Source organism: Tenacibaculum sp. SM2510, from assembly GCF_057002845.1.
In genome coordinates this window covers 935,936-950,600 of sequence record NZ_CP192703.1, presented here as the reverse complement: position 1 = coordinate 950,600, position 14,665 = coordinate 935,936, and the positions used below count along the sequence as shown (strand labels likewise).

Genomic DNA, 14,665 nt, shown 5'->3' with positions numbered 1-14,665 from the left:
TCGTAATAACGAAATATTTAATTATTGAGCATATTTTGCGCTGTTGATATATTTTTCAATATCTCTACCTTGATCTGTAGTTGCGTATTTTTCTTTAATGCTTGTGTATAATTTTTCAGCAGTACTATAATCCTTTAAGTTCATAGCAATTTGAGCTGCTTTGAATAAAAATAAAGGAGACGTAAAGTCATTGTCTTTTTTATTGGCTGCTTTTTGGTAATAAGCTAAAGCATCTTCTGGTTGATTAATATCAGCAAAAGCATCACCAATAGCACCTAAGGCAGTTGGGCCTAATAATTCATCATCAGAATTAAAATCACTTAAATACTCAATCGCCTTTTCGTATTTTTTCATTTTTAAGTAAGAAATACCTGCATAATAATTAGCTAAGTTTCCTGCTTTAGTTCCGCTAAATTCAGCAGCTATATCAGTAAAACCATATTTTCCATCAGCACCAGTTAATCCTAAATTATATAAAGAATCAGCTGCAACACCTGCAGATATAGTAGCTTTTGCAAAGAAAGTTCTCGGGTAAGCTAACTCGTTAGATGCTTCTTGTTCGTTAGGTTCAGCAACAAATTTAGTGTATGCTAAGTATCCTAAAATTAAAGCAGCAACTGTTACCAGTCCGTAAAATAATGGTTTGCTGTTTTTCTCAATCCATTGTTCAGATTTGTTAGCAGTATCGTCTAAAGTATTAAATACTTCGGCTGTAGTACTTTGAGATTCATCAAAGTTTTCTACTTCTTCCTGTGCAAACTTTTCTTTTTTAGGTTTATAACCTCTTTTCTTGTATGTAGCCATAATTGCTTAAAAATTAGTGGCGACAAAAGTAGCTTTTTAAATTGGATTTTAAAAATCGGTTATTCGTAAAAAAATTGATAATTTGCGCTTTCTTTTCCGAAATAATTCCCATTCATGTATTTGCAGAAAATATCACTAGTAAATTTTAAAAATATAGAGACCCAAACCTTTGATTTTCAGAAGAAAATAAATTGTTTTGTAGGTAATAACGGAATTGGAAAAACCAATGTGTTAGATGCTATTTATTATTTATCTTTTGCAAAAAGTTATTTTAATTCGGTTGCAGGGCAGAATATTCGTCACGGACAAGATTTTTTTATGATCGAAGGAGATTACTTATTAGGCGACAGAAATGAGAAAATTTTGTGTTCTTTAAAAAGAGGACAAAAAAAAATATTGAAAAGAAACGGAAAAGCCTACGAAAAATTTTCTGAACACATTGGGCAGTTGCCTTTGGTTATTATTTCTCCTGCCGATAGAGATTTAATTGTAGAAGGAAGCGATACTCGTAGAAAATTTATAGACGGCGTTATTTCTCAGCAAGATAAAAGTTATTTACAAGGATTAATTTCGTATAATAAGATTGTAAGTCAGCGTAACGCTTTGTTAAAGTATTTTGCAGCAAACAGAATTTTTGATGCATTAAATTTAAAAGTGTACGACGAGCAATTAGTTGAGTATGGAAGCGTTATTTATAATAAGAGAAAAGCTTTTTTAGAGGAGTTTGTGCCTATTTTTAATGAAAAGCATCAAATTATATCAGGAGCTAAAGAAGTAGTGAATTTGCGTTATAAAAGTCAGTTACATGACTTTTCTTTAACCGATTTGTTTGCGCAAAGTTTAGAGAAAGATAGAATGTTGCAATACACGTCGTCGGGAATTCATAAAGATGATTTGAGTTTTGAAATAGGAGAGTATCCGATTAAAAAATTCGGATCTCAAGGGCAGCAAAAATCATATTTAATAGCTTTAAAGTTAGCACAGTTCGAGTTTATTAAAAAACAATCTAACGTAACTCCAATTTTATTATTAGATGATATTTTTGATAAATTAGACGAGAATCGCGTAGCACAAATAGTAGATTTAGTAAATAATGATGCTTTTGGACAAATTTTTATTACCGATACGCATTTTGATCGTACCGAAAGTGTAATTAAAAAGAGTAATCAAGAATATCAAATTTTTAAATTATAATGTCATCACAAGAATGAATATTAAAGTAATCATTTAAAAGATTACTTCATTTTGTTCGCAATGACCTATTATCATAATTAATTATGGCAAAAAGAGAAAACGATAGTCTTTCAATGAAAGATTTATTAGGTAGTTATATAAAGGAAGGAAACTTAAATAAAGGTTTTCAGAAAATTCATATAGACGAAGCTTGGGGTAAAATGATGGGGCCAGGTGTGATGTCGTACACAAGTGAGGTAAAATTGCAAAACGGAACTTTAATAGTTAGTTTAACTTCATCAGCTTTAAGAGAGCAATTAAGTTACGGAAAAGATAAAATTATAACAATGATTAATGAAGAAATGGGCGAAACATTAGTAAAGAAATTAATGTTGGTTTAGCATGTGTTAATAAAAGTTAAGTTCAATTATTTATGATTTGTATTTAACTGATATGAAATTTTTATAAGTACTAATTTATTTGTTATTATTTTCTCTGAAGATACTACAGGTTAAGATGGATAGTGTTATTTTAATTTTGATCTAAATCCGTTCCCTAAGCGGAAATTTAAGACAATACCATGAGTGTCCATTGTGGTATTATTCATGGTTTTATTGTAGTTGTATAATATTCTAAAGTTATTAGATATATGAAAACCTGTAAGGAAATTGATAGAAGAATTAGTTCTGTAACCTAAACCAAGTTCAAATTTATTTTTATAATTTATCTTAGTATTTAAATCGGCTTGTATAGGGGCTCCAGAAACATACTTGATAAGTACGCTTGGGTTTATCATTATTTCTTGAAAGCGTGTAGCAAAGAGACGATAACCACCAAGAAAGTAATATGTGCTTTTTATGTTTATATTATTCTCAGAAGACAAAGTATTTCCTAGTAAATTAGGTATAGAAAAACCTACATAAATATGCTCTCTGTTATAAAAAACACCTGCACCCATAGTTGGTATAATAGTACTAATATTATTTGCGAAGTTTGGGTCATTTTGAATCCCTAAATCTAAAAGGTTTTCATTATAGAGCATAGCACCAGCTGTTACTCCAAAAGACAACACATGTGGATTGTAATCCCACCAAGTACTATTGTCTGAGTTAAAGTGTATCTTGTATGAATACGCTCCAAACAAACTTGTAATATTCGTTACTCCTATTCGATCATTAGAAATACCTGCTCCTATTCCTACATTTTTAAAACTTGCCGGAAAGTTAACTGTTAACCCAATATTCTTAGGGCTTCCTTCAATGCCATTTAAATGACCTCTATTAGTTACTGTAATATCAATATCTGGATAATACCCTGCATGCGCTGGGTTAATAACTACATTATTATAACTATAATTTGCGAAAACAGGTGTTTGTTGTCCAAATATAGCATGAAAAACCCCTGTTGATAGTGTTACTACTATCAATATTATATTTTTAATTTTCATTTATTATCTTTTTAGAATAAGGAAACCTTTTTCCTTTTTTAAATTGTGAGAACCTTTAATTTTAATGTGGAATAAGTAAGTGCCTTCTGGTAATCTACCTGCGCCTAAATTTTTCTTCTTGTTTGCTATTCCTCTAAATACATTTGATGTATTGTTATAGCCTGTAGTTTCAAAAACTAAATCTCCCCACCTGTTATAAATTAACACTTGGTTATTAGGGTAATTTTCGATGCCATCTATTTCCCAATATTCATTAATCCCATCACCATCTGGAGAAAAACCATATTTGGTTTCATCTTTTTCTAGTGGTGTTACAAAAACAGTAATTGTATCCTCTGCTGCACAACCTTCAGTGTTAACAAATCGAATAGTATAAGTTGTTGTTACTGTAGGGTTTGCGATTGGATTTGCTATTGTACTACTACTTAACCCCGTTGAAGGTAACCATTCTATTAACCCTGTTCCTGAAATTACAGTGTTTAACTCTATATCATCTCCTTCAATGATGTCTAAATCTGTCCCAGCATCTACAGTACACACTAGTGGATCTTCTGCTTCAATAGTTATAGTAAAACTACAAGTTGCTGTATTACCTGCTGCATCGGTAGCTTCAAAACTAATTGTATTTATACCTATAGGAAACTCTGACCCGGGAGGTAAACCTGCTGTTTGATTTATTGTTATAGCGGTACAATTATCTGTAGCAACAGGAATTGTATAAGTTACAATCGCTGTTAATAATCCGGAATCTACTTTTTTAGTACTATTAGAAGGACAGGTTATTATAGGGTTTACGGTGTCATTCACTGTAATGGTTTGCGTTACATTTATTGAATTTCCAGCATCATCAGTAACGCTGTAGGTTCTTGTAATTACATTAGCACTTGTATTTACATCACCAACAAAGAATACAGTTGGAGTAGAAGTACAATTATCCGCTTCATCTGTTACGGCTGTAATGTCTGCAGTAGGAATGTCACCTGTACATGAAACGGTTATATCTAGCGGGTTACTTGCCGTTGGATTCACAGTATCATTTACTGTAATGGTTTGCGTTACATTTATTGAATTTCCAGCATCATCAGTAACGCTGTAGGTTCTTGTAATTACATTAGCACTTGTATTTACATCACCAACAAAGAATACAGTTGGAGTAGCAGTACAATTATCCGCTTCATCTGTTACGGCTGTAATGTCTGCTGTAGGAATGTCACCTGTACATGAAACGGTTATATCTAGCGGATTACTTGCTGTTGGGTTTACGGTGTCGTTCACTGTAATGGTTTGTGTAACATCAATTGAATTCCCGGCATCATCAGTAACACTGTAGGTTCTTGTAATTACATTAGCACTTGTATTTACATCACCAACAAAGAATACAGTTGGAGTAGCAGTACAATTATCCGCTTCATCTGTTACGGCTGTAATGTCTGCTGTAGGAATGTCACCTGTACATGAAACGGTTATATCTAGCGGGTTACTTGCCGTTGGATTCACAGTATCATTTACTGTAATGGTTTGCGTTACATTTATTGAATTTCCAGCATCATCAGTAACACTGTAGGTTCTTGTAATTACATTAGCACTTGTATTTACATCACCAACAAAGAATACAGTTGGAGTAGAAGTACAATTATCCGCTTCATCTGTTACGGCTGTAATGTCTGCAGTAGGAATGTCACCTGTACATGAAACGGTTATATCTAGCGGGTTACTTGCCGTTGGATTCACAGTATCATTTACTGTAATGGTTTGTGTAACATCAATTGAATTCCCGGCATCATCAGTAACACTGTAGGTTCTTGTAATTACATTAGCACTTGTATTTACATCACCAACAAAGAATACAGTTGGAGTAGAAGTACAATTATCCGCTTCATCTGTTACGGCTGTAATGTCTGCAGTAGGAATGTCACCTGTACATGAAACGGTTATATCTAGCGGGTTACTTGCCGTTGGATTCACAGTATCATTTACTGTAATGGTTTGCGTTACATTTATTGAATTTCCAGCATCATCAGTAACGCTGTAGGTTCTTGTAATTACATTAGCACTTGTATTTACATCACCAACAAAGAATACAGTTGGAGTAGCAGTACAATTATCCGCTTCATCTGTTACGGCTGTAATGTCTGCTGCAGGAATATCTCCTACACAAGAAACGTTTATTGCTATTGGATTACTTGCCGTTGGATTCACAGTATCATTTACCGTAATCGTTTGCGTTACATTTATTGAATTTCCAGCATCATCAGTAACGCTGTAGGTTCTTGTAATTACATTAGCACTTGTATTTACATCACCAACAAAGAATACAGTTGGAGTAGAAGTACAATTATCCGCTTCATCTGTTACGGCTGTAATGTCTGCTGTAGGAATGTCACCTGTACATGAAACGGTTATATCTAGCGGATTACTTGCTGTTGGGTTTACGGTGTCGTTCACTGTAATGGTTTGTGTAACATCAATTGAATTCCCGGCATCATCAGTAACACTGTATGTTCTGGTAATAACACCCACACTTGTATTTACATCACTTACAAATGCTACGGTTATAATTCCTGTACAATTATCTGCTTCGTCGTTTACTATCGTGATATCTGCTGCTGGAATATCTCCTACACAAGAAACGTTTATTGCTATCGGATTACTTGCCGTTGGATTCACAGTATCATTTACCGTAATCGTTTGCGTTACATTTATTGAATTTCCAGCATCATCAGTAACGCTGTAGGTTCTTGTAGTTACATTAGCACTTGTATTTACATCACCAACAAAGAATACAGTTGGAGTAGCGGTACAATTATCTGCTTCGTCGGTTACTGCCGTGGTATCTGCTGCTGGAATATCTCCTACACAAGAAACGTTTATTGCTATTGGATTACTTGCCGTTGGATTCACAGTATCATTTACCGTAATCGTTTGCGTTACATTTATTGAATTTCCAGCATCATCAGTAATACTGTAGGTTCTTGTAATAGTTTCAGGATTATTACTTCCGTTGCTAACATCACCAACAAACAATACTGTTGGAATAGCACCACTGTTGTCGGCTTCATCTGTAACTACTAGTACATTTGGAGAAGGTATATTTGCAGAGCATTGTACATTATTTGGAATTGGATTACTTGCCGTAGGATTTTCTGTATCAGTACTACTAGGTGTTGTAACTTCAAAACTACACTGGTCTACTTTTCCTGTATTATCAGTTGCTGTAATTGTAATCGTTATATTTGAGGTAAATAAGGTTCCAACTTCAGGGCTTTGAACAATCTCGATATTAGTATCACAATCATCAGTTGCATTTATAGAAGTTGTATAATCTGGTAAATTTGATCCAGAACTTAAGGTTTGATCACTTGTACAGGTTGTAATTTTTGGAGCTTCTATATCTGGAGTGTTTTGTCCAAAAAGCACAAATATTGTAGGAGCAGGAGCATCTACATCATAGGAATTCGCGACAGTATATTTTCCTATAATAACATCGTCAATCATATCTCCATTTACATCTCCTGCATGACTTACTGAAATTTTCCTTCCGGTTCCAATATTTAAACTTATAGGTAAGACCGAGATAGAAGGAGAAGTGAGTGTTATAATTTGTTCCCAGTCATTTTTACCATAAAGTATACTAACAGAACGATCATCGACATTCATAATAAGGTCATCAATACCATCATTATTAAAATCACCAGCATATTCTACGTTTTTAATTCTAGCACTACTATCAAATGAAAATCCATCAGTACCGTTAAGAGTACTAAGATCAATTATGCTTGGTAGTGTATTACTTCCAAATAATATTATATCTGGTCCAAAGACAATATCTTGAAACCCATCGTTATTTATATCGCCTGCTTTTGAAACGATATTAGACGAGGTTGAATTTTCTACGGTAAACCCATTTACCCCATTTAAAGTAGCTACTTCCAATACACTAGGAAGAGTAACGTTACCATAAATTACGTATTTTTTAGTTCCTCTAGCAGAAACAGCAATATCGTCTATAGCATCTCCATTAACATCTCCCAAGCCTGCGACTGAAGTTCCGCCTCCTCCAGGTTCTTTATAGCCTCTTATAATAAAGCCGTTAGTTCCATTAAGTTCGTTAACTCTTACTAAAGGAGGGAAACCTGAAGAGGTTCCGTAAAACACATAAGTATCACCTGTTACACTACCTGACCCTGATGAATTAATAGCAATATCATCTATAGTATCGTTATTAATATCACCTATATTATCAATTGAATATCCTGCGTTTTCATAGTTGTTTATTCCTGCGATTGTAAATCCGTTAGTTCCGTTAAGAGTAGAAAGTTTAAATTCTTGGGAGAAAGGAGTTCTACTTCCAAATATAACATAGGTATGTCCTAGTTCTTGTCCTAAAGCATTTTTTCTATAAGGGTCACTTACCATAATATCATCAATTCCATCTCCATTAATGTCTCCGGCACTGCTAACTGAATGTCCAGTATAAGGTTGACTGCTATATGGAGTGTCATTGCGAATTCTAAATCCATTAGAGCCATCTAAAATCTCCAAATCTATATTTGGAGGGAAGCCAATATTTGTACCAAAAACAAGATATGCTCCGCCAATTATTGTAATTCGTTCATTATTATAAGGACCGCTAAAAGATAGGCTAGTACCTGTAACACCTATTATAAAATCATTAAACCCATCTCCATTGATGTCTCCAGCAGTATCTACATCAAGTTTTTCACCTCCGCCGTTTCTTCCCATAGGCGTTGCGCCATAAAGCAATATTCCATTATCTCCATTAAGATGGCTAACAGGAAAAGAAGGTGTGTTACATGTTATAGTAGACGTTACTTTTTTTATGGTTACCATAAAATTACAAAAATTTGTATTTCCTGACCTATCTGTTACAGAAACGGTAACATTTGTATCTGTATTTATAATAGTTCCTTGGGCTGGGGTTTGAGAAAAAATAAGGTTCCGTTCGTAGGTGCAATTATCTTTTACATCCCCAAGAAATGAAATGTAATTAGGTAAAACAGAATTTGCATATAATTCTTGATTAGGAGGGCAACTAATTGTTGGAAGTTCTGTATCTGCAATAGCTACAGTTTCTCCATAAAAAACATAAGCTCTTCCGCTATTTGTTCCAAAGCTATAACGTTTTACTGCTCCAACTGCAAAGTCAGGATTAAGATCATTATTAAAATCGCCTATCATACTAACCGAATGACCAAAAGCATGTCTCCCATACCTTACATCGTCAAATACAGAATATCCAATACTTCCTATAATATTAATAGCTGGTATAGCGACTAAACTAGTAGTTGTTCCTCCAAATATTATAAAAGCTGCTCCTTGAGATCCTGCTCCTCCACTAGTTGCAGAAACAATGATGTCTGAAATACCATCACGGTTAATGTCTGATGCTCCATCTACCGAAAATCCCATATAGTCATAGGGATCATCTCCTCTTAGAGTTAAACTATTTGTGTTGTTAAAATCAGAAATTATAAATGAGCTAGGAAAAGAACTACGACCATGAATAAGATACGCTTCACCTATGTTTGTTGCTTCATCTACATCTTTTTCAGGATCACCTATTACTAAGTCGTCTATCCCATCATTATTAAAATCTCCTGCAGACCCCACAGAAAAACCTAGAGCACCTCCCGTTCCTTCTCCTATAATAGAAAAACCGTCACTAACACTTAAGCTTTCTAAATCAATTACTGCAGGGAAACTACTTAGATTGTTTTTTCCATAGATTATGCAAACCCGACCAACATCACTACCACCAACTTCATAACTAGGGAATCCCATAATAATATCGTCAAACGTATCATTATTAACATCACCAACATTACTTATACTTCCTTGTAATCCAGCATTATCTTGTAAAAAACCATTTATGATAAAACCATTGCTACCATCTAATGAAGATACATTCATATTGGACACAGAAGAGTTTCCAAAAACTACATAAGTTCTACCATTGTTTCTAAACCCAGAAGTATCATATGTAGGTGAACTTATAATTATATCTGCTATTCCATCAGTATTAACATCTCCAGCATAATTTACAGAATATCCAAAGTTAGCCTGTGCTGTATCTTCTAAAATAATACCATTAATACCATTAATATCGGATGGGGTATATGAAGGAGAAAATCCAGTGTTTGTACCAAATAAAATTATTGTTTTCCCTCCATTAGTAAGATCAGGAGCACCAATTATAATATCATCAATTCCGTCATCGTTGAAATCTCCTGCTGTACTTACAGAGAAACCTAGTTCATTATCTACGCCTGTACCTGTTATAACAAAACCATTGCTACCATTTAATGTTGAAATGTCAAATGGAGATAAAGTTACTCCAGAACCTCCAAAAATAACATAAGCATTACCTTCATCTATTCCAGAATTAGAATAGGGAGACCCAATAATAACATCAGAGATACCATCTCCATTAATATCTCCCGCATTCTTAACAGAGTTTCCAAATTTATTTTGTTGATTTATTCCTTCTGTAACAAAACCATTTGCCCCATCTAAAATAGATATAGGAACCTCTGGGCAACCCTGAGAAAAAGAAATAAAAACATTAAAAAACAATAATAATAGACTGGTTATTTTACTAAATTTTAATCCAAATCTTTTTTCATTGCTGTTTTTCATAATTTATATTTTAGTAGTATAGGGCGAAACTACCATACTTACTTTTGATATTTATCACTACAAAAGGGGGTTTTAATTCAGTCCTATACCCCTGTTTTCAGGGGGGTGGTTTTCACTTAAAAAGGTGTTTTATTATCAAGAATTCTCTCACATCTTTGCAGTGTGATTATTTGACGTTTATAGTTTGCAGAATAAAATGAAAACAATATAAAGTCACTTATAAGTTTCACAAAAAATAAATATTAACTAATTAAAACCAAAAAATTATGATCTGGGGAATTACATTAATCTTATTAAGTATTATAGCAGTACCATCGTTATTGTTATCTAAAAAACCAAACGCAAAAGAACTTTTAGAGAAAATTGAACCATACCAAGGTTGGATTGGATTTGCTTTTTTCTTTTGGGGGGTTTGGGGCGTTATTTCAGCATTATTAAATATTGGAGGTCTTACTTTGTATCCAATTTGGTGGATAACATTATTAGCAGGAAATGTTATTGAAGCTATTTTAGGATTTATGTTAGGTTTTGGCTTAATAAATAAATTCGTTTTATCTAAAAGTCCAGCTGGAGAAGAAAAAGGAAATAAATTAAGAGCAAAATTAGCACCAAAACAAGGTCAACTAGGAATTTTGGGATTAATTGTAGGAGCTTGGATGATTGTAGCTTCGTTTCTGTTTTTATAGAGTAATTTGAAGAAAGTTTTTATTGCTAATAAAAACAAGTGCTCATAGATTTAATTCTATGTTATTAATAAAAAAAGTATTTAAGTATTAAGCTTAACACTTTTTTCAGTGTGTGTTCTCACTGGAAAAGGTGTTTTTATTTATTGTTTAATTTATATTTTTGTAATTGTTGTTTCATTTTTAAGATCGAATTTATAGTAATAATATTAGATGTTTTTTGTCATTCCTTAAAAAAAATATTTACCTAAACTATAAATATTATTAATTAAAGTTCCCAGAAATATTAGTATTCATAAAAATGAATACATTTGTTATTATGCTTCAATTTTTATACAAACTTATTATAATTAAGCTTTATCTAGTATCCTTTGTTCTTAATGCTCAGGATATAAAAGATAATTCATTACTTCCAATAGAAAGTGTTGAGGCCGTATATAAAGAAAAAGAAAAAATTGATAGGGCATTTGCTCTTTTTAATAGCAATAAGCAAAAAGAAGCATATAGAATTGCCCATCAATTACTAAAAAAAAAACTAGATCCTCGTTCTAAGGCGAATGCTAATTTACTTTTAGGGCATTATTTTAATGCCAGACAATTAATAGATTCTTCTTTGTTTTATAGTAATCGAGCATTAAAAAGCAGTTCCTTCATTCTAAATGATTCCTTAAAAAATGGACTTTATTGTATTGTATACAATTTATTTGCGCTCAATAATAAAAGAAAAGGCTTATTGGAAGAAAGTAAAAAGTGGCATTTTAGAGGAATAGAGGCTTCACAAAAATATAAGGAAGAAAGTTTTTATTATACACATACGCATGGGCTCGCCAATACCTATATGCAAATGGGGGATTATAAAAATGCATTAAAATTATTTAAAGAATGCCTAACCTATAAAGAAGACATAGAAATTAGGTGTGGAAGTTATATTAATATTGGTGCTATTTATTCTGAATTGAAGGATTATAATGCATCAAACGACTATTTTCAAAAAGCATTAAAACTTAGCACTGAAAATTATTATGCTATTGCCGTAATTAAAATAAATCTTGCGGCAAATTATCAGGAGCAAAATAATCTAAGAAAGGCTATTTTGTTATACAATGAAGGGCTTAAGTTATCAGAGAAAAAAGGATATAAGTTACTAGCAATGCAGATACGTCTTGATATAGGAAGTCTTTATTTCAAATTAAAGCAATATAAAGATGCAGAATTGATTTATTCCTCTAGTTTACCCAATGCTATAGAATTAGGTTATTTAGATCAACAAAAAGTTATTTATGATAAACTGAAAGATATCTCTATAGCTACTAATAATTATAAAAATGCATTCCAATTTGCTACAAAATCATTTAAAGTTAAAGATTCCATTACTAAATTACAGAAAGATAAAGAGATTAATGAGTTGGATGTAAAATATAAAACGCTACAGAAAGAAAAAGAAATAAAATTATTACAAAAGGAAAATTATAATAGAAAATTAGCAATTAAAAATCAAAAAGAAGCTATAAAGAACCTAGAATTAAAACAAAAGATAGAGGAAAAAGATAACGAATATAAAATTTTATCATTCCAAAATGCTTCTGAAAAAAAATTAAATGAAATAGCATTATTAAAGAAGAATCAAGAAATTCAGGAAACTAAATTAGTTAGAGAGGAGAGCATAAAAAACACTATTCTATATTCTTTTTTAATACTTCTTATTCCAATTATTGGCTTACTCATTATATACTACCAAAAGCTTCAAACACAAAGTGAATTAAATATAAAGCAAGAAGAAATAAATAATCAAAAAATTTCATCATTAATAAAAGACCAGGAATTAAAAGTAATCAGAGCATCTATAAAAGGTCAAAATAAAGAGAGAAAACATATTGCTCAAGAATTACACGATAGTATTGGTGGTAATTTGGCTGCAATTAAATTAAAACTCAATAACTCTATAAAAAAGAATGTAAAAGAAGATTCTTTAAGAACTATTAATAATCAAATAGATTATACGTACGAACAAGTACGAAATATATCACATAATTTAATACCAAAACAGTTTAGTGAAAATAATTTTTGTGACATATTAGGAGAGTATATCAATAGTATATGGGGATCTAGTAGTTCTTTTATAGTACATCCAAGAAAAGAAATTGATCTTTTGAACGAAAACCTACAAATTGAAGTTTTCAAAATAATTCAAGAGTTAACAACCAATACTATTAAACATGCAAAAGCCACATTCATTGAGCTACAAATTAATTTAGTAGATGATGAATTGAATATTTTATTTGAAGACAATGGTATTGGTTTTATTTACAAAAATAATAAAGGAGGTATTGGATTTGAGAATATAAAAAATAGATTGAAGAAATTTAATGGTACTTTTCATATTGATTCTAGAATTAATAGAGGAACAATAATTAACATTGAAATATCAACCTTAACTACTATAAAAGAATGAAGTATAACTTAATTATTGTAGATGATCATAAAATGTTTTTAGATGGTATACTTAGTATTTTAAATACAAAAAAGGAGTATAACATAACATTAACTACCACTAAAGGAAAGGAAGTTATTAAATACTTAGAGATTAACACTGATGAAAAGATAGATCTTATAATAACAGATATTTCTATGCCAGAATTAGATGGTATTGAGCTTAATAAAATTATAAAAGAAAAAAGAAAAAATATAAAAACATTGGTTGTTAGTATGCATAATAATATTGAAATGATTGACAACCTTATTGCGCATGATGTTGATGGTTACGTTCCGAAAAATGCAGAAAAGAAAGAGTTTTTAAAAGCAATAAAAACGATTTTAAAAGGAGAGAAATATTTTTCAAAAGAAATAAAAGATGTTTACTTAGAGAATAAATTCTCAAAAAAGAAACTAGATGAAATTAAATTGACTCAAAGAGAAATAGATGTTGTTACTTTAATAGCAGAAGAATTCACCACCCAGGAAATTGCAGATAAACTATGCTTGAGTAAGCATACTATAGAAAGCTATAGGAAAAACCTTATAGCAAAACTAGAAGTTAGAAATCTTGCAGGCTTAACAAAATATGCTTTAAAAATGAAGTATGTTAATGAATAGAAACAGAGTTTGACATCTTTTAATTTAAGAGAATAATGAAGGTATAAAGCTTTGTAATTTTACAGCATTAATGCCTCAATCTATTTGCGAAAATAATCACTACTGAATTTAATAATATTGAAGTTCTATTTAATTATTTTAAAGAGGTGTAAAATGTTTCATTACAAGCTAAGAAGATAGGTTAATTAATAATTTAAATGTTCTTTTTTTTTATATTAAAGTCAACACAATTAGTGAAAATAAAATGCATAAAAAAACTCATTACTGTACAGTAACGAGTTTTTTATATTTTTAAGAAGTTTGTTCTTAGAACATTTCTCTACCAGAAAAATGGAAAGCACCTTCAATAGCAGCATTTTCATCAGAATCAGATCCGTGAACAGCATTTTCACCAATAGAAGTAGCAAACATTTTACGAATAGTTCCTTCAGCAGCATCAGCAGGATTTGTAGCACCGATTAAAGTTCTAAAATCTTCAACAGCATTGTCTTTTTCTAAAATTGCAGCGATAATTGGCCCGCGAGTCATAAACTCAACTAATTCACCAAAGAAAGGACGCTCGTTATGCACAGCATAAAAAGCTTCAGCATCACGCTTAGTCATTTGAGTTTTTTTCATTGCTACGATTCTAAAACCTGCAGCATTAATTTTGTCTAAAATTGCACCAGTATGTCCGTTTTCAACACCATCTGGTTTAATCATTGTAAAAGTTCTATTTGTTGCCATCTGTATTTGTTTTAATAGTTGTACGTGTGAACGTCACACAAAATCGGCGCGAAATTACACAATTTTTTTAATTTAATTGTAT

Annotated in this window: 9 protein-coding genes; 5 read left to right on the top strand and 4 right to left on the bottom strand. The window is 31.6% G+C overall.

Annotated elements, in window-relative coordinates; translation table 11 throughout:
- Positions 1-21: 21 nt before the first annotated feature.
- Positions 22-804: a tetratricopeptide repeat protein gene (locus ACQ629_RS04205; protein ID WP_483706698.1), complete on the bottom strand. Its 783-nt coding sequence runs from the start codon at positions 802-804 to the stop codon at positions 22-24.
- A gap of 114 nt (positions 805-918) precedes the next feature.
- On the opposite strand from ACQ629_RS04205, the gene recF reads away from it, so the two are divergent.
- Both recF and ACQ629_RS04195 read left to right on the top strand, forming a co-directional pair.
- Positions 919-1,998 (top strand): DNA replication/repair protein RecF, encoded by a 1,080-nt coding sequence (recF, locus tag ACQ629_RS04200; RefSeq protein WP_483706696.1) that lies wholly within the window; start codon positions 919-921, stop codon positions 1,996-1,998.
- An 83-nt stretch (positions 1,999-2,081) separates the two neighbouring features.
- Positions 2,082-2,378 (top strand): DciA family protein, encoded by a 297-nt coding sequence (locus ACQ629_RS04195; protein ID WP_483706695.1) that lies wholly within the window; start codon positions 2,082-2,084, stop codon positions 2,376-2,378.
- A 125-nt stretch (positions 2,379-2,503) separates the two neighbouring features.
- Here the strand turns inward: ACQ629_RS04195 and ACQ629_RS04190 are convergent, their stop codons facing one another.
- Positions 2,504-3,424 (bottom strand): PorP/SprF family type IX secretion system membrane protein, encoded by a 921-nt coding sequence (locus ACQ629_RS04190; RefSeq protein WP_483706694.1) that lies wholly within the window; start codon positions 3,422-3,424, stop codon positions 2,504-2,506.
- Between the two features lie 3 nt (positions 3,425-3,427).
- Positions 3,428-10,081 (bottom strand): T9SS type B sorting domain-containing protein, encoded by a 6,654-nt coding sequence (locus ACQ629_RS04185; protein WP_483706693.1) that lies wholly within the window; start codon positions 10,079-10,081, stop codon positions 3,428-3,430.
- Between the two features lie 266 nt (positions 10,082-10,347).
- On the opposite strand from ACQ629_RS04185, the gene ACQ629_RS04180 reads away from it, so the two are divergent.
- The 3 genes from ACQ629_RS04180 to ACQ629_RS04170 all read left to right on the top strand — a co-directional run bounded on the left by ACQ629_RS04180 (position 10,348) and on the right by ACQ629_RS04170 (position 13,857).
- A complete protein-coding gene (locus ACQ629_RS04180; RefSeq protein WP_483706692.1) occupies positions 10,348-10,767 on the top strand; it encodes a hypothetical protein in 420 nt (139 codons plus the stop codon).
- Positions 10,768-11,065: 298 nt separating this feature from the next.
- Positions 11,066-13,216: a tetratricopeptide repeat-containing sensor histidine kinase gene (locus ACQ629_RS04175; protein WP_483706691.1), complete on the top strand. Its 2,151-nt coding sequence runs from the start codon at positions 11,066-11,068 to the stop codon at positions 13,214-13,216.
- The gene (locus ACQ629_RS04170; RefSeq protein ID WP_483706690.1) at positions 13,213-13,857 is read left to right on the top strand and encodes a response regulator; all 645 of its coding nucleotides are present in this window, start codon (positions 13,213-13,215) and stop codon (positions 13,855-13,857) included. Before ACQ629_RS04175 ends, ACQ629_RS04170 begins: the two co-directional genes overlap by 4 nt.
- Positions 13,858-14,163: 306 nt before the next feature.
- On the opposite strand, the gene ACQ629_RS04165 is transcribed toward ACQ629_RS04170, so the two are convergent.
- Positions 14,164-14,583 (bottom strand): nucleoside-diphosphate kinase, encoded by a 420-nt coding sequence (locus tag ACQ629_RS04165; protein WP_260585078.1) that lies wholly within the window; start codon positions 14,581-14,583, stop codon positions 14,164-14,166.
- Between the last annotated feature and the right edge of the window lie 82 nt (positions 14,584-14,665).

What these genes read in the sequence shown, in the direction of transcription:
- ACQ629_RS04205 (WP_483706698.1), bottom strand. Translation starts at nt 804, where the DNA reads ATGGCTACATACAAGAAAAGAGGTTATAAACCTAAAAAAGAAAAGTTT.
- recF (WP_483706696.1), top strand. Translation starts at nt 919, where the DNA reads ATGTATTTGCAGAAAATATCACTAGTAAATTTTAAAAATATAGAGACC.
- ACQ629_RS04195 (WP_483706695.1), top strand. Translation starts at nt 2,082, where the DNA reads ATGGCAAAAAGAGAAAACGATAGTCTTTCAATGAAAGATTTATTAGGT.
- ACQ629_RS04190 (WP_483706694.1), bottom strand. Translation starts at nt 3,424, where the DNA reads ATGAAAATTAAAAATATAATATTGATAGTAGTAACACTATCAACAGGG.
- ACQ629_RS04185 (WP_483706693.1), bottom strand. Translation starts at nt 10,081, where the DNA reads ATGAAAAACAGCAATGAAAAAAGATTTGGATTAAAATTTAGTAAAATA.
- ACQ629_RS04180 (WP_483706692.1), top strand. Translation starts at nt 10,348, where the DNA reads ATGATCTGGGGAATTACATTAATCTTATTAAGTATTATAGCAGTACCA.
- ACQ629_RS04175 (WP_483706691.1), top strand. Translation starts at nt 11,066, where the DNA reads ATGAATACATTTGTTATTATGCTTCAATTTTTATACAAACTTATTATA.
- ACQ629_RS04170 (WP_483706690.1), top strand. Translation starts at nt 13,213, where the DNA reads ATGAAGTATAACTTAATTATTGTAGATGATCATAAAATGTTTTTAGAT.
- ACQ629_RS04165 (WP_260585078.1), bottom strand. Translation starts at nt 14,583, where the DNA reads ATGGCAACAAATAGAACTTTTACAATGATTAAACCAGATGGTGTTGAA.